We start from the raw sequence: 23894 nt of genomic DNA on the forward strand, positions 1-23894 counted from the left end.
GATCAAAAGGAATCGTACAGATCAATTTGCAAGACGCAGCAGTTCGTCCACGCGCACCCGGCCAAGCTCAACACGGCAAGAGGTGATGCCGATGCCTGTCCCCGACCCGCCCCCATACGATGCACCCACTGCTTCGCACTGCGCGTCCCTGTATCTTATCCACGCATCTTGCGACGCTTCCAAGGCAGGCTGGACGACAACGCGTTGCGTCACGTCGTCGAGTTCTTTCGCGGACTGCATCGCAATCGCATAACTTGTCTCCAGTGCCAGTTCGACGCGCTGTTCCATGTCGCCGACACATGTTCCGATTTCGACCTGGGAACTTGCGTCCCCACACTCCAAAGCAGGATCCGCCGCTGCGGAGGACGAAAGCAACAAGACGAAAAAAGCAAAACGCATGACCAACCCCCTGAAATCACTGGTGCGGCTATTGCTATAATAGCACGCAATCGGCAGCGACCCCAAACGCGTGTTGGCCGCATCAGCTGGGCTTATGCGGCCGATGCCCTAAGGTTTGTTCGGACTGAGTTGTGCCGCCGAAAGACGCTCAGACCCCGGCAGGCAGGATATCACAGTCCGAGGCGTCCAATGTTTTCACCGGATCATCTGGGCCGCATTGGTCCCCGGTTACTGGGTAGGTATCTGCTTCTTTTTCACACGCACCAAGAAACACGGTGGCTGCCATCAACAACGCAGAAAGGGATTTGTTCAGCATCTGCAGGTTCCTTCATCATTACTGAACCGATGAGTTCAGAAAATGAGGCCCCTCGCTTTGATACGGATCAAATTGACGGTCAACACCCGGCAAAAGAGAACCCAGCTAAATGACGGGGCGATCTGGCGAACAAACCTATTGGTTGGTGCAGCGCTTTTCTGCGTCTTCGATCGCAGCCGTGAACCCCAGCAACGAGAACGTGTCCTTGGTCTGCGTGCCACGCTCGGACCGGGCCGTCAGGACAGCTTCGGTACCGCGCTTCATAGCTGCAACCACTTTGAGGTCTTCGCCTTCAGTTGCGGGCCATGCCCATTCGCCTTCGGTGATCAGCTCGAACTTGGTGCCGTCAACGTCCAGGTTAACAGTTGAACCGGCTGCAAAGGGATAGCCGCCGGTGAACGTGACTTGACCCTTCACTTCGGCGTTGGGGCGGTAAAAGACGAACAACAGGATGTCGCTGCGGCGGACCGACACAACACGCCCACCGCGTGTGTTTACCGTTTCTTTCGGGGCGGATACGCTCCAGCATTCCGTGGGATCATCCTCGACGAAAACGCTCCAGTCAGTTTTGGCTGCAACGCGATTTGTGCTGGTCGCCCGCTGAGCGGTTGCTGTTGTAGCCATCCCTGCCACGCAAAGACCCGCGATCACGCGGACAAGCTTTGATCCCATTGTCCAGCCTCCTAGCTCGACCTAATACCTCATACCCACCGAACATGCCTGCGAACCCTGCCTGGTTCGTCTGTGAGTTGCGTAATCCGGTGATTGCCGACATACACACACTAACGCAGGTTTCGCCACAGGCGAAAGGGCGATTGGCAGAATTTTGCGCATGTTACGGAGGGTCCAGATGACGCAGCCGGTACCAATGACAGAACTGTGGCGCGGCCCCTTGCTGGAGAGCCTGCACTTGGGCCACGCGGTGATCTGCAATGACAGCGGCCAGATCGTGCAAAGCTGGGGCGATCCCGACGCGGTGATCTATCCGAGATCCTCGGCCAAGATGATCCAGGGGCTGCCGCTGATTACATCCGGGGCGGCGGCGAAATACGGGCTGAATTCGGAACATCTGGCACTGGCCTGCGCGTCCCACAGCGGCGCGCACATCCACACGGATCGGGTGTCGGCCTGGCTGGATCATCTGGGCCTGACGGAACACGATCTGCGCTGCGGCCCGCAAGAACCGCAAGACATGGCGGCGCGCGACGGCTTGATACTGGCGGATGACACACCCTGCCAAATTCACAACAACTGCTCTGGCAAGCATTGCGGTTTCCTGACCGTGGCCCAGCATATGGGGGCCGGGCCAGAATACCTTGAGATCGACCACCCCGTGCAACAAGCCTGCCTGTCAGCCATCGAAGAAACAACCGGCGAGACCAGCCCGGCCTATGGGATCGACGGTTGCTCGGCCCCCAACTTTGCAACCTCGCTGGCTGGGTTGGCGCGGTCGATGGCATGGTTTGCCAGCGCCGCCGACCGGTCCGATCGCGCCAGCGATGCGGCGGCGCAACTGACGGCTGCGATGATCAAACATCCTGAACTGGTTGCCGGGGAAAGCCGCGCCTGCACCGAATTAATGCGCGCCATGGGTGGTCGTGCAGCTATCAAAACCGGGGCTGAGGCCGTTTTTGTTGCAATACTCCCGGAGAAACGCATGGGGATCGCGCTGAAGATCACCGACGGCACCACGCGGGCAAGCGAATGTGCCATTGCCGCCATTCTGGTCAGCCTTGGTGTGCTGGAGGCCGATCACCCGGCCACCCGTAAGTTCATGAACGCCATACAATACAGCCGTCGTGGTCTGGAATGCGGGCTAATACGCCCAGCACCGGGTTTCCCCGGCTAGGCGTTACATCTCGATCTCGTGTACCTCGGCCACCTCGACCGAGCCTGAACCGTTCACCACCATCGGGCAGCCCTTGGCCATCTCGGTTGCGGCATCCATGCTATCGGCCTTGATGACAGTAAAGCCCGAGGCCGGGTTTGCGCCGCCATTGTCAACCACACCACTGGAGCTGACCGTATAGGACTGACCAACCGGGTTTCCGGGGATTTCAAGCGCCGCGCCCATATTCTGGAACCAAGCGCCCCAGGCGGCCATGGTCGCTTCGATCTCGGCCGGGTCGGTCGGAGTATGACCACCGTGATAAACAAAAAGAAATTGCGGCATTCTTTCCTCCCTACTGAAATCTAATTCAACTGCGCAGCAAGCTTGTTGAGCGTCGAGGTCCAGCCTTTTTCATGGTTGGCTGCGATATCGTCGTCACCCAGTTCGCGGTGATCAATGATCAACCGTGCGCCTTGGCCAGCGGCTTCAACGAACAGCGTCACGTGACTTTCCGCGCCGCGCCGATCCTGATCGTCATGCCAGCCCCACGTAAACCCAACGGATTTGGGCGGATCAACGTGTGTGACCTGCCCCGATACCTTGAACCGCTGGCCCTCTGCGTTCTGCATCACCGAATACCACGGGCCAAGGCGTGAAAAATCCAGATTGTGTTCGGGCACATGCACGCCTTCCGGCCCCCACCACAGCAACAGCTTTTCTGCATTGCTGATCCAGGCAAACAGGTCCTTGGGGTCTATCGGGAACTCTCGCTCCAGTTTCAGGTCGGCCATGACTGCTCCTTTTCGATAGCGTCGCCCAGACGATCAAGGCTGCTTTCCCAGAATTGCCGTTTCGAGATGGTCCATTTAGCAACGGCCCGCAGCCCTTCGGCCCGGATGGAATACATGCGCTGCGTCCCATGCACACGCTGCTGAACCAGACCCGCCTCACGCAGCACCTTCAAATGCCGCGAGATCGCAGCACCGGACATGCCGCGCCCTTCGATCAGGTCACCGGCAGGCAGTTCTCCGTCTTGCATTAACTGTTCGACGATCGAAAACCGGGTGGCATCGGACAATGCGGAAAAAGCGGTCAGAAGTGTGTTCATAACCGATTATTAACATTTTTGTTAAATTTAGAAAAGCCCAGATATCACGCACAGACAAAATCGGACCGAGCGTATCCTTGCACGTATAGCAGAGCAGTCAAATCACCGTGGTTGACCCGAACATCGCATTTCTCGGCGACTGAGGGCTTGGCATGCAGCGCGACACCCGTTCCAGCGCGGCCCAGCATCCCAAGATCATTTGCACCGTCGCCCACGGCAATCACGTCCTCCTCAGACAAACCCAGCCGCGCCGTGATCTGCTCCAGGGCGTCTACCTTGGCCTGCCGTCCCAGAATTGGATGCTGAACGTCGCCTGTCAGTTTGCCGTTCTCGGCCAGCAGGGAGTTGGCCCGGTTTTCATCGAAGCCCAAAACCTCTCCGACTTTTGCTGTGAAGGCCGTAAACCCGCCTGAAACAAGCGCTGCGTATCCGCCGGTTGCACGCATGGTCGCGACCAGTTCCTGACCGCCGGGCATCAGGGTAATCCGTTCGGCCAGCACTTTGGCGATCACGGCCTCGTCCAGACCTTTCAAAAGACCGACGCGTTCAGTCAGCGCGCCTTCGAAATCCAGATCACCGTTCATCGCGCGGGCGGTGATATCCTTGACACGGTCGCCGACGCCCGCTTCGTCCGCCAATTCGTCGATACACTCCTGCTGGATCATGGTGCTGTCCATATCGGCCAGCAGCATCTTTTTTCGCCGTCCTTCGGTGGGCTGCAGGACGAGATCAACACCCATCTTCTGCAAATCCGCCCAGACGTCCCATTGATTGTCCGGCGTCCGAGTAACCGAAAACTCGGCCGCCTCGTCCGGGCTGAGCCAAACGATGTCGCCCCCGCCCCACGCATTGCGCAACGAGTCCACCAGTGTCTGGTTCAGCGTCGGCGCGTCGGGGTTGGTGATCAGTGTGGCAACGTACATCTTCGGTCTCCTGCAAGCTGCCCTGCGCATATCGCAGGTGCAGCATTTTCGCCAGAGACAGATTGATGCGGCCTAGCCCAGAATTCCCGGCAACCGCAAACCATGGTCGCGTGCGCAATCCTTTGCGATGTCATAGCCCGCATCCGCATGTCGCCACACACCCGAGGCCGGGTCGTTCCACAACACACGCTCCAACCGCCGTGCTGCATCCTCGGTTCCGTCGGCGCAGATCACCACGCCAGCGTGCTGACTGAAGCCCATGCCAACACCGCCGCCATGGTGCAGCGATACCCATGTCGCGCCACTGGCCGTGTTGATCAACGCATTCAGCAAAGGCCAGTCACTTACCGCGTCGGATCCATCCAGCATCGCTTCGGTTTCGCGGTTGGGACTGGCGACCGAGCCGCTGTCCAGGTGGTCGCGTCCGATCACGACAGGTGCTTTCAACTCACCATTGGCCACCATCTCGTTGAAAGCCAAACCCGCGCGGTGCCGGTCCCCCAGTCCGATCCAACAGATACGGGCAGGCAACCCTTGAAATGCGATCCGATCTCGGGCCATGTCCAGCCAACGATGGAGGTGCTCATTCTCGGGGAACAGTTCCTTCATCTTGGCGTCGGTCTTGTAGATATCCTCGGGGTCACCGGACAGCGCGCACCAGCGGAACGGACCGATCCCTTTGCAGAACAGCGGTCGGATATAAGCAGGAACGAAACCGGGAAAGGCAAAGGCGTTCCCCAGCCCTTGATCCTGCGCCACCTGTCGGATGTTATTGCCATAGTCCAGCGTCGGCACGCCTGCGTTCCAGAAATCCACCATCGCCGCAACGTGTTGTTTCATCGAGGCGCACGCGGCCTTTTCAACCGCTTTAGGGTCTGTTTCGCGTTTGTCGCGCCATTCGGCCATCGACCATCCCACGGGCAGGTAACCGTTGATCGGGTCATGCGCGCTGGTCTGGTCAGTAACGATGTCAGGGCGCATCCCACCGTCGGCCATACGGCGGTAAATCTCGGGGAAAACCTCGGCAGCATTGCCCAGCAAACCAACCGATTTCGCCTCTCCCGCTTTAGTCCAGCGGTCGATCATCGCCAATGCCTCGTCCAGAGTGTCGGCCTTTTCGTCCAGATATTTTGTCCGCAGGCGGAAATCGATGCTGTCGGGATTGCACTCGACCGCCAAACAACAGGCCCCGGCGAAAACAGCCGCCAAAGGCTGCGCGCCGCCCATGCCGCCCAGACCGCCGGTCAGAATCCATCGGCCCGTCAGATCGCCGCCATAGTGCTGGCGTCCAGCTTCGGCAAAGGTTTCATAGGTGCCCTGAACGATGCCTTGCGTGCCGATATAGATCCACGACCCCGCAGTCATCTGGCCGTACATCATCAAGCCCTTCTTATCGAGCTCGTTGAAATGGTCCCATGTCGCCCAATGCGGCACGATGTTGGAATTGGCGATCAAGACGCGCGGCGCATCCTTGTGCGTGCGGATGATGGCCACAGGTTTACCAGACTGGACGATCAGGGTCTCGTCCTCCTCCAGATCCTTTAGGCCAGCCACGATCCTGTCGAAATCCTTCCACGTGCGCGCCGCGCGTCCGATACCGCCATAAACCACCAACTCATGCGGGTTTTCGGCCACGTCCGGGTGCAGGTTGTTCATCAACATCCGCAGCGGAGCCTCGGTCACCCAGCTTTTGGCATTCAACTCGGGGCCGGTCGGCGGGTAGACATCGCGGGTGTTTTTGCGCGGATCGCTCATATGTGGGCTCCTGTGTTGGTGAGTTCGCCTGAAAGCGCCAGTTCGTTTAAACGGGACAGCATATTGCGCAGATGAGGTCGCAGGGCTGCGGCGCGGTCATCCCGCCACGTCCACGGGGGTGTTTCGTCCATATAGGCCCGCTGTGCGATTTCCATCTGGATCGCGTGGATACCCTCGGACGGGCGGCCGTAATGGCGCGTCGTCCATCCCCCCCGGAAGCGACCGTTCAGAACGGATGAAAACCCGTCCGCCTCAATCGCGACGTGATGCACAGCCTGCTCAACAGCGGGATGACAGCTCTGGCCGACATTTGTGCCTGTATTGAACACCGGCAATTCGCCTTCAAACAGATAAGGGATCACCGACCGGATCGAGTGGCAATCGAACAGGATTGCAACACCGTGGCGATCGCGGACCCGTTCCAACTCTTGCCGCAAAGCATCGTGATAGGGTGCGTGAAACGCCAGCCGCCGGCTTTCCGTTTCGTCCGCCGAAGGAGTCTGACCCTCGGCCCAGATCGGGTGCCCGTCAAAATCTGTCAACGGGACAAGCGTCGTCGTGTTTTGCCCGGGATACAGCGACGCCCCATCCGGTGCGCGATTGGCATCAACGACGTAGCGATGGATGTTGGATTGAACGACGGAAACCCCGTCAAAAAGGCCATCATAGAGCCTGTTTATGTGCCAGTCGGTATCGCTAAGCCCACGGCCGGTATCATTCAGGCGCGCCGCGATATCGGCGGGTACAAATGTCCCGCCATGAGGTTGCCCCAGCACGATCGGCCCGTCGCCCTTTAGGACGTTGACCACTTGCATCAGTTCAGCCCCGGCATTGGGGTGCCTACCGCGCGCAGGATATCCCCACCTGCAACCAGCTTTTTCGCAGCTTCAAGGTCCGGGGCAAGATAGCGATCATCCTTTAGCGGGTCGATGTCCGCGCGCAGACGCTTGATGACCTGCTGCAACGGCACGCTGGTCCTCAGCAGAGCGCGAAATTCCACACCCTGAGCAGCGCACAGCAATTCGACCCCCAGAATATAGCTTAGGTTGTCCACCATCCGCATCAGACGCCGCGCCCCGTGTGCAGCCATCGAGACGTGGTCTTCTTGGTTGGCAGATGTTGGAGTGCTGTCTGTCACGCAAGGGTTCGCCAGATGCTTGTTTTCGCTCATCAACGCGGCTGTGGTGACTTCGGCGATCATAAGGCCCGAGTTCAATCCCGGCTCGGGCGTCAGGAAGGGCGGCAGGTCAAAGCTGAGCGCAGGGTCAACCATCAAAGCAATACGGCGCTGCGCAATCGCGCCGATTTCTGACAGGGCCAGTGCGATCATATCCGCCGCAAATCCCACGGGTTCGGCATGGAAATTCCCACCTGACAGAATTGCGTCCTCAAGCACCAACGGATTATCCGTGGCGGCGTTGGCCTCAATCCCCAGCGTGGTCGCCGCCTGACGCATGACATCCATCGCCGCGCCCGTGACCTGTGGCTGGCACCGGATGCAATACGGGTCCTGCACGCGGGTGTCCCCGTCACGATGGCTCTCACGGATTTCGGACCCGGCGAGAATGGATCGCATGGCACCTGCGGCTTCGGTTTGCCCACGATGACCGCGCAGGGCGTGAATCTCGGGCCGCAGAGGGGCGGTAGATCCCATTATCGCGTCCGTCGAAAGCGCTGAAATGGTCAGAGCGTTCTGGGCTGCACGCCAGGCTTCGAACAATCCGGCCAGCGCGTATGCGGTTGAGAATTGGGTGCCGTTAATAAAGGCCAACCCTTCTTTCGGTCCAAGCTCAACAGGCTCTAACCCGACCGAATTCAGCGCTTCGCGCCCGGGCAATAGGCTGCCGTCTACATCGGCCTCACCCTCTCCGATAAACACGGCTGTCATATGCGCCAGCGGTGCAAGATCGCCAGAAGCGCCTACAGACCCCTGCGCAGGCACAACCGGAGTAACCCCGCGCTCTAGCATATTTTGCAACAGCTCGATCAAGTCCCAACGCACACCCGACGCTCCGCGCCCGAACGAGATCAGTTTAAGCGTCATCATAAGCCGGGTAATGCGGCGGGGCACAGCAGACCCGACGCCACAGCAATGGCTGAGGATCAGGTTACGCTGCAGCTTGGCGGTGTCATCCGCCTTGATCTTATGGCTGGCCAGCTTGCCAAAGCCGGTATTGACGCCATAAACGGCGGCTTCTCCTGCGGCGGCCTCACGAACACGTGCCGCTGCCGCATCGACTGCTGGCCTGCACCCGTCTTCCAGAAAAGCCGAAGCCTTCGTCCAATAGATCTCCGCAAGATCAGACAGCGAAACCTGTCCCGGCACCAAAGCGTAACGCGTCATGCCTGACCTCCCAATATGCGCGTATGCAGGGGGTTGAAACCAATCCGGTACGGCAACTCTGCCGGATGCTGAACATCCCACACTGTTAGATCAGCGCGCTGACCAACAGCGATCGTGCCGGTATCCCGAAGCCCAAGCGCTCGGGCCGCATTCCGGGTGACCCCGGCCCATGCTTCTTCGGGGGTCAGGCGGAACAGGGTGCAGGCCATGTTCATCGTCAGCAAAATGGACGCCAACGGTGACGACCCCGGATTGCAATCCGTCGCCAGCGCGATAGGCACATGACTGTCTCTTAGCATCTGCACCGGAGGAGCCTGCGTTTCCCGCAAGGTGTAGAACGCCCCCGGCAAAAGCACCGCTACGGTGCCTGCTTTCGCCATTGCGGATACGCCATCTCCGTCCAGATACTCGATATGATCAGCGGACAAAGCCCCGTATCTGGCCGCCAGCTTTGCGCCGCCAAGATTTGAAAGCTGTTCGGCATGCAGTTTAACGGGCAACCCAAGGTGCTTGGCTTCGTCAAAAACAACGGTGATCTGGTCTGGCGAAAAGGCTATTCCTTCACAAAAGCCGTCTACCGCATCCACCAACCCCTCGGCCTGAGCCGCGCGCAGGGTTGGAAGGCAAACGTCATACAGATAGTCGTCTGGCCGGCCCGCATAGTCAGGTGGCACAGCATGTGCGCCCAAAAAGCTTGTTCTGACCCGAACCCGGCGAGCCTGCCCGATCTGACGCGCCACGCGCAGCATTTTCAGTTCGGTTTCAGTATCCAACCCGTAACCGGACTTGATTTCGATGCAGGCGACACCTTCCGCCATCAAAGCGTCCACGCGGGTCAGGGCATCGGTCAATAGCTCTGCTTCGCTGGCCTGTCGTGTCGCCGTGACCGTCGAAAGGATTCCGCCCCCCGCGCGCGCAATCTGTTCGTATGAGGCACCGTTTAGCCGCATCTCGAACTCTGCTGCCCGATTGCCCCCGAATACAATATGCGTGTGGGCGTCAATCAGGGCCGGTGTCATCAATCTGTCCCCAAAATCCGTGCTTGGCCACGCCTTATATTGCTGGGGCAAGGCTAACTTGGGGCCGACCCACGCAATTCTCTCACCTTCGACCGCAACCGCCATGTCCCGGCCCAAACCGTATGGCTCAGACCCCGGCATCATCGAGGCCACCTGAGAACAGAAAAGGACCGATTGTGCCGCCATGACGATTCCTTGGGGTTCCCGTTGCAATTTGCTATTTCGTATATGTATAAATATTTAAAGTCTACACAAATTGGAATGCCTATGTCGGTCCATGCCAAAACTGCCTTATTAGGCTCTGATTGGGTCCACGACCTTTGGGTCAAGGTCGAGAATGGCCGGATAACGCAGCTACAAACCGGGGGCGCGGCCAAACCGGATGACGTGCGCGTCGATGTTCTGTTGCCAGCCTTAGCAAACCTGCACAGCCACGCCTTCCAAAGGGCCATGGCAGGCATGACCGAAGTGCGCGCAGCCGGACGCGAAAGCTTTTGGACGTGGCGCACCCTGATGTACCGCTTTCTGGACAGGCTAACCCCGGAACAGATTCAAGCCATTGCAGCATTGGTCTACATGGAGATGCAGGAGGCCGGATACGCGTCGGTGGGTGAGTTTCACTATGTCCACAACCAACCCGGTGGGCAGCCTTACGACTCGCCTTCCGAACTCAGTCAGCGCATCTTTGCCGCCGCAAGTCAGACCGGCATCGGATTGACACATCTGCCGGTGCTCTACATCTATGGCGGCGCGCGGCAGGAGCCTTTGACCGGCGGGCAATTGCGATTTGGCAACTCGACCAATCAGTTTCTGAAACTGGTTGAAGACTGCCAAAAGGCCCTACCCCATGCGGATTCTGTAATCGGGGTCGCACCCCACTCACTGCGTGCAACCACAGTGCAGGACATTCGGGCCGTACTCGACGAGCGGCCAACCGGTCCTGTTCACATGCACATCGCCGAGCAGGTGCAGGAAGTCTCCGCCGTCGAAGCCGCCCTTGGTGACCGTCCAGTAAACGGGCTGCTCAACAACTTTGACGTGGATAGCCGCTGGTGCCTGATCCATGCCACGCACATGACCGACGAGGAAACACAGCGGCTGGCACGATCCGAGGCCGTGGCAGGGCTGTGCCCAATCACCGAAGCCAACCTTGGGGACGGTATCTTCAACGGCGCGAAATACATCAACAATGGTGGGCGGTTCGGGATCGGATCAGAACTCGAACATCCGAATCTCACTGTCCGAAGAGCTTCGGATGGTGGAGTATTCGCAACGCCTCCGTGACCGGGCGCGCACCATTATGGTTTCGCCAGAAGGGTCGGTTGGCCGCGCCCTTTATACCGGTGCGGCCTGCGGTGGAGCACAGGCGCTGGCACGTGAGGGAGGGGAAATTGCCGTAGGCAAGTTAGCGGACCTGGTTGCCATCGACCAATCGCACCCGACGCTGTGTGCCTTGCGCGACGATCAAGTGCTGGACGGCCTGTGTTTTGCTGCCCCCGATGGGCTGGTGACAGATCTGTGGTCGGCAGGGCGCCATATGGTGCGGCAAGGGAGGCACATTCATCGCGATCAGATCATCCCTGCGTACCGGGAAGCGATTGCTGAACTGCTGAGTGAACTCTAAGACAAGGTACCAAACCCGAGGCCACATGACCCAATCCACCGAAAACACCAGCTACAAAGACATCAAGAAAACCGTTCTGGCACGTATTCGGTCCGGTGATTGGCAGCCGGACTCGCTGCTGCCGAATGAATCGGAACTTGCCACCGAGTTTTCGTGCACCCGTACCACCGTCAACCGGGCGCTGAGGGAACTGGCCGAGGAAGGATATCTGGAACGTCGCCGCAAGGCCGGAACGCGGGTCTTGAGCGCACCGCAACGACAGGCGCGTTTCACCATCCCCATGGTGCGGGACGAGGTTGAGGCGTTGGGCGGAACCTATCGCTATGCGCTTGTATCCTGCGATCAAAAAACAGCCCCCGACTGGCTGGCCGCTCGGCTCGCCTTATCGCCGGGTCGGGACGTCATGCATGTGCGCTGCATGCACTATTCGGGCAACACCCCATTTCAGTACGAGGACCGCTGGATCGTTACCGACAGCGTACCGCAAGTGAAGCAGGCGAATTTTTCGGAGATCGGCCCGAATGAATGGCTGATCCAGACCGTGCCTTTCACCAATGTGGAACTGACCTTTCTGGCCAGTCGCGCCGATGCAGCACTGGCTGATTTTCTGGATGTCGCAGAAGGTGAGCCGGTTTTTACAGGTGAACGCATCACGTGGCTTGAGGGGCGACCGGTTACCTTTGCCAAGATGTATTTTGCCGCCGGGTACCGCATGACCACTCAGTTCTGAGAGGATCAGGGTTTTCGCAATTTTGACTTTACCGCCCCTGCAATCCAAGCCAGATTCAGAACCGGATATTCCGGCATAAGGGACTGATGGCATGGGCAACCCGCTCTATGATCGCTTGTTTGGCATTCACGCGGGCAAAGACACCCCGTTCCTGCAATTGCCGGATGGCGAGACTCTGACCCATGCCGCGTTTCTGGACATGGCGGCACGGATCGCGAACGCACTGACCGGATATGGCCTGGAGCCCGGAGACCGGGTTGCCGTTCAGGTGGAAAAGTCGCCCGAAGCCTTGGCCGTCTATGCGGCCTGTGCGCAAACCGGATTGGTCTTTCTGCCGCTCAACACGGGGTACACGGTTGGCGAGCTGACCTATTTTATCGAAAACAGCAGCGCGTCGCTGGTCCTGTGCGATCCCCGAAACGAGGCAGACCTTGCGCCAATCGCCCAAGCACAAAATGCGCGGCTTGAAACTCTGAGTTCTGACGGCACAGGCAGCCTTATGCGGCGTGCGCTTGGCATGTTGCCCGCCTTTGAGCCGGTTCGACGGACCGAGGATGACTTGGCGGCTTTCCTTTATACTTCGGGCACGACCGGACGATCCAAGGGGGCGATGCTGTCACAAGCCAACCTGCTGTCCAACGCAGACACTTTGGTGCAGGAATGGCGGTTCACCCGCGACGATGTGCTTTTGCACGCGCTGCCGATCTTTCACACACATGGGCTGTTTGTGGCGACGAACGTGGCGCTGGCATCAGGTGGGTCGATGATATTTCTGCCGAAATTCGATCTGGACGACGTGCTGCGCCTGATGCCGCAGGCCACCTCCATGATGGGCGTCCCGACCTTTTACACACGCCTGCTGGCCGATGACCGATTTACCGGCGATTTGGCGCAGCACATGCGGCTGTTCATTTCAGGATCGGCCCCCCTGCTTGCAGAAACGCACGAGCGGTTTGAGGCACGCACTGGTCACCGCATTCTTGAACGTTATGGCATGACCGAAACCAACATGAACACGTCCAACCCCTATGACGGGGAACGCCGTGCCGGAACAGTTGGCTTTCCCTTACCGGATGTCGAGCTCAAGGTCACCGATCCGGACACCGGCGACGCGATGCCTCAGGGTGAAATTGGAATGATCGAGGTGCGCGGCCCCAATGTTTTTCAGGGCTATTGGGGCATGCCGGAAAAGACAGCCGCCGAATTGCGCGACGATGGGTTCTTTATCACGGGTGATCTCGGGCACGTGGACGCGGACGGGTATGTTCATATCGTCGGGCGCGGCAAAGACCTGATAATCTCGGGCGGATATAACGTTTACCCAAAAGAGGTAGAGCTGGTGCTGGATGATCAACCCGGCGTGCTGGAAAGCGCCGTGATCGGCGTACCGCACCCGGATTTTGGCGAAACCGTTCTGGGTATTCTGGTGGTGGAACCGGGCCAAACACCGGATATCGCGTTGATTCAGGCAAATGTGCAAAAAGAACTGGCCCGTTTCAAACATCCGCGCAAGCTTATCGTGCTGGACGAACTGCCCCGCAATACGATGGGAAAAGTTCAGAAAAACATACTGCGGGAAAGGTATCAGGACTTGTTCACACAGGCATAAGCGGCATCCGCCCGCGATCCGTCAAAAGCCAGCACTGCCGCCCTTGGAACACGGCTGACGACAGTGGATGACCGTAGCCAGCACCCGTATCCAGATTGACCCGATTGCCGCAATGTTCAACCTGATCCACCGGCGTATGCCCATGCACGATCAGCCATGGATGCGCATTCATGTCCCTAAGGAATTCGTGCCGAATCCAAACCAGATCATTCTCCGACTGCTGATCCAAGGGCACCCCGGGGCGAATACCGGCATGCACAAACAACAGATCATCTTCCGTGTGGTAAGTCGGCAAGGCATTGATGAAATCAAGATGCGCTTGCGGCACTGCATCACGCGCGCGTTCATAAGCCTGATAGATACGGTCTGTATCGTCGATCATAACCCCGTAAGAGGCCAGGGTCTCGCGCCCACCCAGACGCGGGTGCAACCAGTTGAGCGTGATCGGAAGGTGCGTGTCGGCGATCTCGGCGTCTTGGACGAACCGCGCCATCATCCTGTCGTGGTTTCCTTTGACCATCACCCAGTTCCGCCCTGCGCGCCGACCTTCGATCAATAGGTCAAGCACGCCGCGACTGTTCGGCCCCCGGTCCACGTAATCCCCCAGAAACACGACACGCGCATCGGGACCGCCATCTTTCTCGATCCGCGACAGCGCATCCTGCAGCATATCAAGCTGCCCATGGATATCCCCGACGGCGTAGATTGGTGTCGTCACTGCAATGCCCTTTCTTAGCGCGCCGCGTGTGCGGCCTATGATGGTCAGCGAAAAAAGACAATGCCCGCACTACCTGAGCGCGGGCATTAAATTTGTTGTCCGTTTAAAGATGCTTACGCAACGTCGAATTTCAGCGGCTTGATCTGTGTGAACAGACCGGTTTCCGCCAATTGCGCTCGCGCCTCGGCCGGAACAGGCTCATCCACGTACAGCAAGGCAATGGCCTCGCCCCCGGCCTCGGACCGGCCCAGAGTAAAGTTTGCAATGTTGACGTCGTGGTCGCCCATGGTCCGACCCAGTGCACCGATGATGCCGGGCACGTCCTCGTTGGTGGTGTAGAGCATGTGCGAACCCACCTCGGCGTCGATATTGATGCCTTTGATCTGGATAAAACGCGGCTTACCGTCGCTGAAAACGGTACCACCGATAGACCGCTCGCGCTTTTCTGTCACGACGGTCACTTTGATGTACCCTTCGAAGGCGCCCGATTTGTCCTGATTGGTGGTCGAGATCTTGATCCCCCGTTCTTTGGCTACAACCGGCGCTGAAACCATGTTCACCTCGGGATTGAATTTCTTCATGATCCCGGCCACGACCGAACAGTTCAGAGCCGCCAGGTTCATCTCAGCCGCGACACCGTCATACAGGATGTTGATCGCCTTGATCGGCTCATCCGTCATCTGGCCAATGAAGCTCCCCAGATGCCCGGCCAGTTTGATCCACGGCCCCATGATCTTGGCTTCTTCAGCCGTCACGCTGGGCATGTTCAGCGCGTTTTCCACGGCACCGGTCAGCAGATAGTTCGAGATCTGTTCGGCAACCTGCAGCGCGACGTTCTCCTGCGCCTCGGTCGTTGCAGCACCCAAATGCGGTGTGCAGACCACGTTGGGCAGATTGAACAGCGCGTTTTCCTTGGCTGGTTCTTCGCTGAACACATCAAAGGCCGCGCCCGCAACGTGGCCCGATTGCAGCAGGTCAGCCAGCGCGTCCTCGTCGACCAGACCGCCACGCGCACAGTTCACGATGCGCACGCCCTTCTTGGTCTTGGCCAGGTTCTCACGGCTGAGGATGTTGCGGGTCTGATCCGTCAAAGGCACGTGCAGGGTGATGAAATCGGCCCGCGCCAGCAACTCATCCAGCTCGACCTTTTCGACACCCATCTTTGCGGCTTGCTCTTCGCCCAGATAAGGGTCATAGGCGACCACTTTCATCTTAAGACCCAGCGCGCGTTCACAGACGATCCCGCCAATGTTGCCTGCACCGATGACGCCAAGCGTCTTGTTGGTCAACTCGATCCCCATGAATTTCGACTTTTCCCACTTGCCCGCATGGGTCGAGGTGCTGGCCTCGGGGATTTGCCGCGCCACGGCGAACATCATCGCAATTGCGTGTTCGGCGGTGGTGATCATGTTGCCAAAGGGCGTGTTCATCACGATCACGCCCTTCTTAGACGCCGCTTCCTTGTCGACATTGTCGGTGCCGATCCCGGCACGACCGATGACTTTCAGATTGTCGGCTTTTTCCAGCAGGGTCGGCGTGACCTTGGTGGCCGAACGGATGGCAAGGCCGTCATATTGGCCGATCACCTCGGCCAGCTTGTCCTTGTCCTTGCCCAGATCGGGCATGAAATCCACGTCGATACCGCGATCGCGGAAGATCTGCACGGCTGTTTCGCTGAGCTTGTCAGATACGAGTACTTTGGGGGCCATATTCTCTGGTCCTTTAAAGAGTTTTACGGGTGGCGGGCTGAAGCCCGCCCTACGTTGAGAGGGGGTGTAGGCCGGGCTTCAGCCCGGCACTTGCGGTTCAGGCAGCCTCAGACTGTGCCGCGATCTCGGCTTCAAAGGCCCAGGCCAGCCACGGCAGCATCGCTTCGATATCCGAGGTCTCGACAGTACCGCCGCACCAAATCCGCAGGCCCGCAGGCGCGTCGCGATAGGCACCGATGTCCAAGGCGATATTCTCGGCCTCAAGCCGCTTGGCTACGGCTTTCGCAAAAGCTGCACCGTCCTGAATACACCCATCTGTGAATTTCAGGCAGACCGAGGTGTTCGACTGCGTCGCCACGTCTTCGGCCAGATTGGCGATCCAATCGTTCTGGTCGCAGAAGGCGTGCACCGCACCGGCATTGGCATCGGCACGTGCGATCAGCCCCTGCAACCCACCAACCGAGCGCGCCCAGTCCAGCGCAAACAGGTAATCCTCGACCGCCAGCATCGAGGGCGTGTTGATCGTGGCCCCGGTAAAGATACCGTCGATCAGCTTGCCGCCTTTGGTCAGGCGAAAAATCTTGGGCAGCGGCCATGCGGGGGTGTAGCTTTCCAGCCGCTCCACCGCGCGCGGGCTGAGGATCAGCATCCCGTGCGCTGCTTCACCACCCAGCACTTTTTGCCAGCTAAATGTAGTCACATCCAGCTTGTCCCAGGGCAGGTCCATCGCAAAGGCAGCCGAAGTCGCATCACAGATCGTCAAACCCTGACGGTCATCCGCGATCCAGTCGCCATTGGGCACTCGCACGCCCGAGGTCGTGCCATTCCACGTAAACACCACGTCATTGGCGAAATCGACCGAAGCCAGATCGACAATCTGTCCATATTCGGCGGTTTTCACCTCAGCGTCGATCTTCAGTTGCTTGACCACGTCAGTCACCCAGCCCGCGCCAAAGCTTTCCCACGCCAGCATCTCCACCTTGCGTTCGCCCAAAAGCGACCACAGCGCCATCTCGACCGCGCCTGTGTCAGATGCGGGTACGATGCCGATCTTGTAATCCGCCGGAATGCCCAGCACCTCGCGCGTGCCTTCGATGGCCGCCTTCAGCTTATCCTTGCCAACGGCGGCACGGTGCGACCGGCCCAGCGCGGCATCGGCCAGTTTAGTCAGATCAAATGTCGGAGGTTTGGCGCAGGGGCCCGAGGAAAAACGCGGATTGGCCGGCCGCGTGACCGGTTGTTCAATGCTCATGTGTATTACCCTTCCAGATACACGCCCCTCGTTGGGGAGGGGTGTCCCGCCGCCACACCTAGAAAGCCCGCCGCGCTGCAGCAAGCGGAAAAGACGCTTCAAAGTCGGAAAACGACATTCAATTTCGCCCGATCCGCAGTCATGAGTTTCCGATAGGCGAAAGATTTGCAGTCCGTTAACGCGACTCGGTGAGCTTTTGACTAATTTTTAGGCAGCTCCCCTCGGACCGCAACGGAAAGGGCCCGGAACACTTGTGATCATTCTGAAGCACAGTGAAAAGGTCCCATGCCCGATACCCTGACCATTGTCGTTGTTGAAGAAGACCGCGAGCGTGCGATTGCCATCGTCGACGCGCTCAAGTCGTCCGGGGCTTATGATGTGCATGTGATCGGCAATGTCTCCAGCCTTGCGCGCAAGATAGCCTCGCTGGTGCCCGATGTGGTGCTGATCGACATCGACAACCCGACCCGTGACATGCTTGAGGAGCTGACGCTGGCATCCGGCCCGCTGGAACGACCCGTGGCCATGTTCGTGTCGGGCGCTGCCGGTGATCTGGCCTCGACCGCGATCGAGGCTGGGTTGTCAGCCTATGTGGTCGACGGGATGCAGCCGGACCGCTTGAAGCCCGTGCTGGACGCCGCCATCGCGCGGTTCCAGATCGTACGCCAGATGCGCCGTGAACTGGCCGAGACCAAGCGTGCGCTGGAAGAACGCAAAGTAATCGACCGCGCCAAGGGCTTGCTGATGAAGGCGCGCGGGGTTGAAGAAGAAGAGGCTTATGCCCTGCTGCGCAAAGCCGCGATGGATCAGGGCCGCCGCGTCGCCGATGTGGCCGAGGCGCTGGTCACAGCCTCGGGGCTATTGTCATGAATGCTGTGACCCTGCCCGTTGCTTATGTTCCGCTGGTGGATGCCGCCCCCCTGATCGTGGCGCATGAAATGGGCTTGGCTCGCGCCGAAGGGGTCGAGCTGGACCTGATCGCAGCGCCTTCGTGGTCATCCGTGCGTGACATGCTGTCCTTTGGGCGGGTGGATGCCGCGCACCTGCTGTCGCCGGTCCCTGTTGCCATGGCATTGGGGCTGGGCGGGGTGACGCAGCCTTTGTCCGCTGTGTCGGTCCTATCGGTAAATGGAGATGTCATCGGCGTCAGCCGCGCATTGGAGACCCGCCTGCGCGACACGGGATACGGGTTCGATTTCCGCGATCCGTTCAAGGCGGCCGCAACGCTGGCCTCGGTCGCGGACGGGCCACTGGTTTTTGGCGTGCCCTTCCCTTTTTCGCTGCATGTGGAACTGCTGCATTGCTGGCTTGAAGCCACCGAACTGTCCAAAATCGGGGTCGAGGTGCGCACCATCCCGCCGCCGCTGATGGCGCAGGCCTTAGCCGAAGGCGATGTAGATGCGTTCTGCGTGGGGGAACCCTGGGGCTCGGTCGCGGTGGAATCGCAGGCAGGGGCGTTACTGCTGCCCGGTCAGGCGATCTGGGCCTTTGCGCCGGAAAAGGTGCTGGCCGTGCGCACCGACTGGGCGGATACCGAGCCGCACCTGCTGGGCAAGCTGATGCGGGCCGTCTGGCGCGCCGGGCGTTGGTTGGATCAGCCGGGCAGTCACACCGCCGCCGCCGAAATCCTTGCGCGCGATACCTATCTGAACCTGCCCTCGGAACTGATCGACCGGGCGCTGTCGGGTCGGTTCACGATCACCGGGCATGCCGAGCAGCGCGAGGTGCCGGGGTTTGTCGAGTTTCACGACGGGGCCGCGAATTTCCCGTGGCGCAGTCAGGCCAAGTGGATCGCGCATCGTCTGGCTCAGAGATACGGTCTGGATCCCCATCTGGCGCTGGCGCAGGCAGGCAGCGTGTTCCGCAGCGATATCTACCGCGATCAGATGGTCGGGCTGGGCGCCGATCTGCCCGGTGCGTCGGAAAAGCTGGAAGGCGCGATTCGCGGCACCACACCCGTTGCATCCCATAACGGACAGCTATCGCTGAAACGGGATGCGTTTCTGGACGGGCGCATTTTTGACCCTCAGGATATCTGACGCCCAAGAATTAGGCAGAACCGCGCCCCATAGTGCGCAATCGCAGCATTTAACGCCGCGTCGCAGCAAAATCACTTGAACGGCACCGGCGCATTTACCACTGTGAACCCATCGGTACGCAAAGGCGTGTGCCGCAAGAATTCCTCCCAAAGTTTGGGAACGACTGAGCAAAGCCGCTCACACTCTGGCCACTCCTCCCGGTCAGAGCGTGCAGCGGCTTTTTGTTTTTCACCCCTCCCGGATGGCCGGGACCAAGAAAGGGACAGACCCACATGAAGAAATTGCTTGCAGGCCTTGTCGCCACCACCGCCCTGCTTAGCCCGGCGCTGGCTGAAACGCTGGAGCTGGAAAAGGACGAACTGACCTTTGGCTTTATCAAACTGACCGACATGGCCCCGCTGGCTGTGGCTTATGAGAACGGGTACTTTCTGGATGAGGGCCTGTTCGTCACGCTGGAAGCGCAGGCCAACTGGAAAGTGCTGCTGGACGGTGTGATTGACGGGCAACTGGACGGCGCGCATATGCTGGCCGGTCAACCGCTGGCCGCAACGATCGGTTATGGCACCGAGGCGCATATCATCACCCCCTTCTCGATGGACTTGAACGGCAACGGCATCACCGTTTCGAACGAGGTCTGGGAAGAGATGAAGCCCAATATCCCGAAAATGGACGATGGCCGCCCGCAGCACCCGATTTCGGCCGAGGCTCTGGCCCCGGTGGTCGAGAAACACAAATCCGAAGGCAAGCCCTTTAACATGGGCATGGTTTTCCCGGTATCGACCCACAACTACGAACTGCGCTACTGGTTGGCGGCAGGTGGTCTGCACCCCGGTTACTACAGCCCTGAAAACGTGACCGGTCAGATTGGCGCGGATGTATTCCTGTCGGTGACGCCTCCGCCGCAGATGCCCGCCACTTTGGAGGCAGGCACCATCTACGGCTATTGCGTTGGTGAGCCGTGGAACCAGCAGGCCGTGTTCAAGGGCATCGGCGTACCGGTCATCACCGATTACGAGCTGTGGAAGAACAACCCCGAAAAGGTTTTCGGCATTAATGCCGAGTTCGCCGAGCAGTACCCCAACACCACCCGCGCCGTCACCAAAGCTCTGATCCGCGCCGCGATGTGGCTGGATGAAAACGATAACGCCAACCGCCCCGCTGCGGTCGAGATGTTGAGCCAGCCGGAATATGTGGGCGCGGATTATGACGTGATCGCGAACTCGATGACAGGCACGTTTGAATACGAGAAGGGTGACAAACGTGAAGTGCCCGATTTCAACGTGTTCTTCCGCTATAACGCGACCTACCCGTTTTATTCGGACGCCATCTGGTACCTGACCCAGATGCGCCGCTGGGGCCAGATCGCCGAGCCGCAGACCGATGCGTGGTATGACGAGGTCGCCAAGTCCGTCTATCGCCCCGACATCTATCTGGACGCTGCGAAAATTCTGGTCGACGAAGGCTTGGCCAACGAAGCCGATTTCCCCTGGGACGGCGATGGCTACAAAGCCCCCACGCCTGCCGAGGATATCATCGACGGCATTCCCTATGACGCCCGCCAGCCCAACGCCTATCTGCAAAGCCTGCCGATCGGCCTGAAGGGTGAGCAGGTCGTCATCGGCACCGAAGTTCAGGGTTAACGCCCCCTCGCCCCGGCCCGTTTGGCCGGGGCTTCCCCTTCCAAACAGAATTCCACCCCCGCCTGGCGCTGATCGACCGGGCCAGGAGACCGCAAGATGACAGCCATCGACCACGATACGCTATCCGCTGATGCTGAACGCGAGGCCCGCCGCGCCCGCCTGTTCACCCGGATCAACGCCGCCGATAAATGGTTTCAGGTTCTGGGCCTGGCCTGGATCACCCCGATCCTCAAGGCTGGCGCAGGCGACAACCCGCGCGCCCAGATGGGCGAGATTTGGCGCCTGCTGGTCGTACCGCTGCTGGCCATCTTCGCCTTCCTGCTGATGTGGGGCACGCTGGCCCCCAAGGTGCAGACCTCGCTGGGGGCCGTCCCCGGCCCGGCGCAGGTCTGGTCCGAAGCCGTCAGCCTGCATCAGGACGCGCAGGCCAAGGCCGCCAAAAAGGCCAAGTTCGAGGCGATGGTCGAAAAGCGTAACCAGAAGTTCATAGACGCAGGCCAGCCTGAAAAGGTCAAAGAGGTCGCCTATACCGGCGCGCCCAGCTATTACACACAGATCTGGACCTCGATCAAAACCGTGTTCTTCGGCTTTCTGATCGCAACTATCGTGGCCGTTCCGCTGGGTATCGCTGCGGGTCTGTCGCCCACCGCAAATGCGGCGCTGAACCCGCTGATCCAAATCTTCAAACCGGTCTCGCCGCTGGCCTGGCTGCCCATCGTGACCATGATCGTCTCGGCCGTTTACGTCACCAATGACGGCTGGTTCGCGAAGTCCTTCCTGATCTCGGCCATCACTGTCACGCTGTGTTCGCTGTGGCCCACGCTGATCAACACCTCGCTGGGTGTGGCGTCAATCGACAAGGACTTGGTCAACGTCTCAAAAGTTCTGAAAATGAACACCTATACCAAGATCACCAAGCTGGTGCTGCCCTCGGCCCTTCCACTGATCTTCACCGGCCTGCGTCTGAGCTTGGGCGTTGGCTGGATGGTCCTGATCGCGGCCGAGATGCTGGCGCAGAACCCCGGTCTGGGCAAGTTTGTCTGGGATGAGTTCCAGAACGGCTCCTCTAGCTCACTGGCCAAGATCATGGTTGCCGTCTTTACCATCGGCATCATCGGCTTCCTGCTGGATCGCGTGATGTATGCGTTGCAGTCGCTGTTTACCTTCTCGAACAACCGGTGACCGATATGGCTGTGATCGACTTCAAGAATGTCAGCAAATCTTTCGGTACCGGCACCGCTGCGACGGATGTGCTGAAAGACATCAACCTCTCGGTTCAGGAAGGTGAGTTCGTGGTGCTGCTGGGCTTTTCTGGCACCGGCAAAACCACACTGATCAACCTGATGGCGGGGATCGAATTCCCCACCAAAGGCAGCGTCACCTTCCGCGACAAGGCTATCACCGGCCCCGCGCCGGAACGGGGGGTGATCTTCCAGAACTACTCGCTGATGCCGTGGCTGACCGTGACGGGCAATGTGCGGCTGGCCGTGGATGCGGTTTTTACCAAGATGCCCAAACCTGAAAAAGAGGAAAAGGTAGCCCATTACATCCGCATGGTCGGCCTTAGCCACGCCGCCACCCGTCGCCCCGCCGAATTGTCGGGTGGGATGCGTCAGCGGGTGAACGTGGCCCGCGCGCTGGCGATGGACCCCGAGGTGCTGCTGCTGGACGAACCCCTGTCGGCGCTGGATGCCCTAACCCGAGGCAATCTGGCGGAAGAAATCGAAAAGATATGGGAGTCCGACCGCAAGACCTGTGTCCTGATCACCAATGACGTGGACGAGGCGATCCTGCTGGCCGACCGTATCATTCCGCTGAACCCCGATGGCACGCTGGGGACCGAGTTCAAGGTCTCGATCCCCCGCCCGCGCGACCGGTCCGCCATGAACCATGACGAGACGTTCAAGGCGCTGCGCGGCGAGGTCACGAAATATCTGATGGATGTGGGGATCGAGGCCAAGGTCGAAGGTACCAAGACCCTGCCGGACGTGACCCCGATCCATGGTGTTCCGGCTGCGGTGAAGGAGGCACAGTCGGGTCTGATCGACGAGCGCTATCTGGATTTCAGCCAGCTGCACAAGGTCTACCCCACGCCCAAAGGCCCGCTGACCGTGGTCGAGGATTTCAACCTGAAACTTAACCGAGGCGAGTTCATCTCGCTGATCGGCCACTCGGGCTGTGGCAAGTCCACGGTGCTGACAATGGCCGCCGGTCTGAACGAAATCTCGAAAGGTGCGATCAAGCTGGATGGCCGCCACGTCGAAGGCGCGGACCCAGAACGCGCCGTGGTGTTCCAGTCGCCTTCGCTGTTCCCATGGCTGACCGCCAAGGAAAACGTCTCGGTTGGTGTCGACCGCGTGTATCCGCGCGCCAGCCAGGCCGAGCGGCAGGATGTGGTGGAATATTACCTTGAACGGGTCGGTCTGGCCGACGCGATGGACAAATCCGCGGCCGATATGTCGAACGGGATGCGTCAGCGTGTTGGCATCGCCCGCGCCTTTGCCCTGTCGCCGAAACTGCTGCTGCTGGATGAGCCTTTCGGGATGCTCGACAGCCTCACCCGGTGGGAATTGCAAGAGGTTCTGATGGAGGTCTGGTCGCGCACCAAAGTCACCACGATCTGCGTTACCCATGATGTGGACGAGGCGATCCTGCTGGCCGATCGCGTGGTGATGATGACCAACGGCCCACAGGCCACCATCGGTAAAATCACCAATGTCGACCTGCCCCGCCCGCGCACCCGCAAGGCGCTGCTGGCCCACCCTGATTACTACGAATACCGGCAAGAGGTTTTGGATTTCCTTGAGGAATACGAACACGGGGCCAAACCCAAGCCAAAATCCCCTGCCCCCAAGGCCATCGCTGCGGAGTGAACGCT

General features: G+C 59.5%; 22 protein-coding genes and 1 pseudogene. 9 read left to right on the forward strand and 14 right to left on the reverse strand.

Translation table 11 applies throughout. The features are described 5' to 3' along the window. Window positions 1–21: 21 nt before the first annotated feature. The 3 genes from ACT2B1_RS18210 to ACT2B1_RS18220 form a co-directional block, all read right to left on the reverse strand. Window positions 22–399, reverse strand: coding sequence for a lysozyme inhibitor LprI family protein (locus tag ACT2B1_RS18210; protein ID WP_171126406.1), 378 nt, complete (start codon window positions 397–399; stop codon window positions 22–24). Between the two features lie 148 nt (window positions 400–547). Continuing rightward, on the reverse strand, window positions 548–715 hold the full coding sequence (locus ACT2B1_RS18215; RefSeq protein ID WP_171124569.1) for a hypothetical protein: 168 nt from the start codon (window positions 713–715) through the stop codon (window positions 548–550). Between the two features lie 135 nt (window positions 716–850). Next, a complete protein-coding gene (locus tag ACT2B1_RS18220) occupies window positions 851–1387 on the reverse strand; it encodes an invasion associated locus B family protein (protein ID WP_481668314.1) in 537 nt (178 codons plus the stop codon). 178 nt (window positions 1388–1565) lie between these two features. Between ACT2B1_RS18220 and ACT2B1_RS18225 the strand changes: the two genes are divergently transcribed. Continuing rightward, window positions 1566–2564, forward strand: coding sequence for an asparaginase (locus ACT2B1_RS18225; RefSeq protein ID WP_481668315.1), 999 nt, complete (start codon window positions 1566–1568; stop codon window positions 2562–2564). Between the two features lie 3 nt (window positions 2565–2567). On the opposite strand, the gene ACT2B1_RS18230 is transcribed toward ACT2B1_RS18225, so the two are convergent. The 8 genes from ACT2B1_RS18230 to hutI all read right to left on the reverse strand — a co-directional run bounded on the left by ACT2B1_RS18230 (window position 2568) and on the right by hutI (window position 9881). After that, complete coding sequence (locus ACT2B1_RS18230; protein ID WP_170388837.1) at window positions 2568–2888, reverse strand: YciI family protein; 321 nt, start codon at window positions 2886–2888, stop codon at window positions 2568–2570. A 20-nt stretch (window positions 2889–2908) separates the two neighbouring features. Then, on the reverse strand, window positions 2909–3337 hold the full coding sequence (locus ACT2B1_RS18235) for an SRPBCC family protein (RefSeq protein ID WP_171124575.1): 429 nt from the start codon (window positions 3335–3337) through the stop codon (window positions 2909–2911). After that, window positions 3325–3654: an ArsR/SmtB family transcription factor gene (locus ACT2B1_RS18240; protein WP_481668316.1), complete on the reverse strand. Its 330-nt coding sequence runs from the start codon at window positions 3652–3654 to the stop codon at window positions 3325–3327. Before ACT2B1_RS18240 ends, ACT2B1_RS18235 begins: the two co-directional genes overlap by 13 nt. A gap of 44 nt (window positions 3655–3698) precedes the next feature. Continuing rightward, a complete protein-coding gene (gene serB, locus ACT2B1_RS18245; protein WP_171240141.1) occupies window positions 3699–4577 on the reverse strand; it encodes a phosphoserine phosphatase SerB in 879 nt (292 codons plus the stop codon). 72 nt (window positions 4578–4649) lie between these two features. Continuing rightward, entirely contained in the window at window positions 4650–6332 is a 1683-nt protein-coding gene (hutU, locus tag ACT2B1_RS18250) for a urocanate hydratase (RefSeq protein ID WP_481668317.1), read from the reverse strand. Next, window positions 6329–7147 carry an N-formylglutamate deformylase gene (gene hutG, locus ACT2B1_RS18255; protein ID WP_171240139.1) on the reverse strand — a complete coding sequence of 273 codons (819 nt, stop codon included), beginning with the start codon at window positions 7145–7147 and terminating at the stop codon, window positions 6329–6331. The genes hutU and hutG overlap by 4 nt, the downstream gene beginning before the upstream one ends. After that, a complete protein-coding gene (gene hutH / locus ACT2B1_RS18260; RefSeq protein WP_481668318.1) occupies window positions 7147–8676 on the reverse strand; it encodes a histidine ammonia-lyase in 1530 nt (509 codons plus the stop codon). Before hutH ends, hutG begins: the two co-directional genes overlap by 1 nt. Next, window positions 8673–9881, reverse strand: coding sequence for an imidazolonepropionase (hutI, locus tag ACT2B1_RS18265; RefSeq protein ID WP_171240137.1), 1209 nt, complete (start codon window positions 9879–9881; stop codon window positions 8673–8675). The genes hutH and hutI overlap by 4 nt, the downstream gene beginning before the upstream one ends. Before the next feature lie 81 nt (window positions 9882–9962). On the opposite strand from hutI, the pseudogene ACT2B1_RS18270 reads away from it, so the two are divergent. The 3 genes and pseudogenes from ACT2B1_RS18270 to ACT2B1_RS18280 all read left to right on the forward strand — a co-directional run bounded on the left by ACT2B1_RS18270 (window position 9963) and on the right by ACT2B1_RS18280 (window position 13658). After that, window positions 9963–11319 (forward strand): annotated as a pseudogene (locus ACT2B1_RS18270) (formimidoylglutamate deiminase). A gap of 25 nt (window positions 11320–11344) precedes the next feature. Beyond that, window positions 11345–12049 (forward strand): GntR family transcriptional regulator, encoded by a 705-nt coding sequence (locus ACT2B1_RS18275; RefSeq protein WP_481668319.1) that lies wholly within the window; start codon window positions 11345–11347, stop codon window positions 12047–12049. Window positions 12050–12140: 91 nt separating this feature from the next. Then, window positions 12141–13658: a malonate--CoA ligase gene (locus tag ACT2B1_RS18280; RefSeq protein WP_481668320.1), complete on the forward strand. Its 1518-nt coding sequence runs from the start codon at window positions 12141–12143 to the stop codon at window positions 13656–13658. Here ACT2B1_RS18280 and ACT2B1_RS18285 read toward each other — a convergent pair. The 3 genes from ACT2B1_RS18285 to ACT2B1_RS18295 all read right to left on the reverse strand — a co-directional run bounded on the left by ACT2B1_RS18285 (window position 13645) and on the right by ACT2B1_RS18295 (window position 17337). After that, window positions 13645–14376, reverse strand: coding sequence for a metallophosphoesterase family protein (locus ACT2B1_RS18285; protein ID WP_171124593.1), 732 nt, complete (start codon window positions 14374–14376; stop codon window positions 13645–13647). The genes ACT2B1_RS18280 and ACT2B1_RS18285 overlap by 14 nt on opposite strands. 113 nt (window positions 14377–14489) lie before the next feature. Next, the gene (gene serA / locus ACT2B1_RS18290; RefSeq protein WP_171126419.1) at window positions 14490–16085 is read right to left on the reverse strand and encodes a phosphoglycerate dehydrogenase; all 1596 of its coding nucleotides are present in this window, start codon (window positions 16083–16085) and stop codon (window positions 14490–14492) included. 97 nt (window positions 16086–16182) lie between these two features. Continuing rightward, on the reverse strand, window positions 16183–17337 hold the full coding sequence (locus ACT2B1_RS18295) for a phosphoserine transaminase (RefSeq protein ID WP_171240133.1): 1155 nt from the start codon (window positions 17335–17337) through the stop codon (window positions 16183–16185). A 285-nt stretch (window positions 17338–17622) separates the two neighbouring features. Here ACT2B1_RS18295 and ACT2B1_RS18300 point away from each other — a divergent pair, with 285 nt between their 5' ends. From ACT2B1_RS18300 to ACT2B1_RS18320, 5 genes are all read left to right on the forward strand, one after another. Next, a complete protein-coding gene (locus ACT2B1_RS18300; RefSeq protein ID WP_171240132.1) occupies window positions 17623–18207 on the forward strand; it encodes an ANTAR domain-containing response regulator in 585 nt (194 codons plus the stop codon). Further along, window positions 18204–19376 carry an ABC transporter substrate-binding protein gene (locus ACT2B1_RS18305; protein ID WP_171240131.1) on the forward strand — a complete coding sequence of 391 codons (1173 nt, stop codon included), beginning with the start codon at window positions 18204–18206 and terminating at the stop codon, window positions 19374–19376. Before ACT2B1_RS18300 ends, ACT2B1_RS18305 begins: the two co-directional genes overlap by 4 nt. 272 nt (window positions 19377–19648) lie before the next feature. Further along, complete coding sequence (locus tag ACT2B1_RS18310) at window positions 19649–21016, forward strand: CmpA/NrtA family ABC transporter substrate-binding protein (protein ID WP_481668321.1); 1368 nt, start codon at window positions 19649–19651, stop codon at window positions 21014–21016. A 96-nt stretch (window positions 21017–21112) separates the two neighbouring features. Continuing rightward, window positions 21113–22198, forward strand: a complete 1086-nt coding sequence (locus tag ACT2B1_RS18315; protein WP_171211081.1) for an ABC transporter permease — start codon at window positions 21113–21115, stop codon at window positions 22196–22198. Window positions 22199–22203: 5 nt separating this feature from the next. Continuing rightward, the gene (locus tag ACT2B1_RS18320) at window positions 22204–23889 is read left to right on the forward strand and encodes an ABC transporter ATP-binding protein (protein WP_481668322.1); all 1686 of its coding nucleotides are present in this window, start codon (window positions 22204–22206) and stop codon (window positions 23887–23889) included. Window positions 23890–23894: the final 5 nt, after the last annotated feature.

The sequence above is a fragment of the Ruegeria sp. S263 genome (genome assembly GCF_056780525.1).

What these genes read in the sequence shown, in the direction of transcription:
- hutH (WP_481668318.1), bottom strand. Translation starts at nt 8,676, where the DNA reads ATGACGCGTTACGCTTTGGTGCCGGGACAGGTTTCGCTGTCTGATCTT.
- ACT2B1_RS18225 (WP_481668315.1), top strand. Translation starts at nt 1,566, where the DNA reads ATGACGCAGCCGGTACCAATGACAGAACTGTGGCGCGGCCCCTTGCTG.
- hutI (WP_171240137.1), bottom strand. Translation starts at nt 9,881, where the DNA reads ATGGCGGCACAATCGGTCCTTTTCTGTTCTCAGGTGGCCTCGATGATG.
- ACT2B1_RS18275 (WP_481668319.1), top strand. Translation starts at nt 11,345, where the DNA reads ATGACCCAATCCACCGAAAACACCAGCTACAAAGACATCAAGAAAACC.
- ACT2B1_RS18240 (WP_481668316.1), bottom strand. Translation starts at nt 3,654, where the DNA reads ATGAACACACTTCTGACCGCTTTTTCCGCATTGTCCGATGCCACCCGG.
- hutG (WP_171240139.1), bottom strand. Translation starts at nt 7,147, where the DNA reads ATGCAAGTGGTCAACGTCCTAAAGGGCGACGGGCCGATCGTGCTGGGG.
- ACT2B1_RS18280 (WP_481668320.1), top strand. Translation starts at nt 12,141, where the DNA reads ATGGGCAACCCGCTCTATGATCGCTTGTTTGGCATTCACGCGGGCAAA.
- serA (WP_171126419.1), bottom strand. Translation starts at nt 16,085, where the DNA reads ATGGCCCCCAAAGTACTCGTATCTGACAAGCTCAGCGAAACAGCCGTG.
- ACT2B1_RS18315 (WP_171211081.1), top strand. Translation starts at nt 21,113, where the DNA reads ATGACAGCCATCGACCACGATACGCTATCCGCTGATGCTGAACGCGAG.
- ACT2B1_RS18230 (WP_170388837.1), bottom strand. Translation starts at nt 2,888, where the DNA reads ATGCCGCAATTTCTTTTTGTTTATCACGGTGGTCATACTCCGACCGAC.
- ACT2B1_RS18305 (WP_171240131.1), top strand. Translation starts at nt 18,204, where the DNA reads ATGAATGCTGTGACCCTGCCCGTTGCTTATGTTCCGCTGGTGGATGCC.
- ACT2B1_RS18210 (WP_171126406.1), bottom strand. Translation starts at nt 399, where the DNA reads ATGCGTTTTGCTTTTTTCGTCTTGTTGCTTTCGTCCTCCGCAGCGGCG.
- serB (WP_171240141.1), bottom strand. Translation starts at nt 4,577, where the DNA reads ATGTACGTTGCCACACTGATCACCAACCCCGACGCGCCGACGCTGAAC.
- ACT2B1_RS18300 (WP_171240132.1), top strand. Translation starts at nt 17,623, where the DNA reads ATGCCCGATACCCTGACCATTGTCGTTGTTGAAGAAGACCGCGAGCGT.
- hutU (WP_481668317.1), bottom strand. Translation starts at nt 6,332, where the DNA reads ATGAGCGATCCGCGCAAAAACACCCGCGATGTCTACCCGCCGACCGGC.
- ACT2B1_RS18235 (WP_171124575.1), bottom strand. Translation starts at nt 3,337, where the DNA reads ATGGCCGACCTGAAACTGGAGCGAGAGTTCCCGATAGACCCCAAGGAC.
- ACT2B1_RS18320 (WP_481668322.1), top strand. Translation starts at nt 22,204, where the DNA reads ATGGCTGTGATCGACTTCAAGAATGTCAGCAAATCTTTCGGTACCGGC.
- ACT2B1_RS18295 (WP_171240133.1), bottom strand. Translation starts at nt 17,337, where the DNA reads ATGAGCATTGAACAACCGGTCACGCGGCCGGCCAATCCGCGTTTTTCC.
- ACT2B1_RS18310 (WP_481668321.1), top strand. Translation starts at nt 19,649, where the DNA reads ATGAAGAAATTGCTTGCAGGCCTTGTCGCCACCACCGCCCTGCTTAGC.
- ACT2B1_RS18215 (WP_171124569.1), bottom strand. Translation starts at nt 715, where the DNA reads ATGCTGAACAAATCCCTTTCTGCGTTGTTGATGGCAGCCACCGTGTTT.
- ACT2B1_RS18220 (WP_481668314.1), bottom strand. Translation starts at nt 1,387, where the DNA reads ATGGGATCAAAGCTTGTCCGCGTGATCGCGGGTCTTTGCGTGGCAGGG.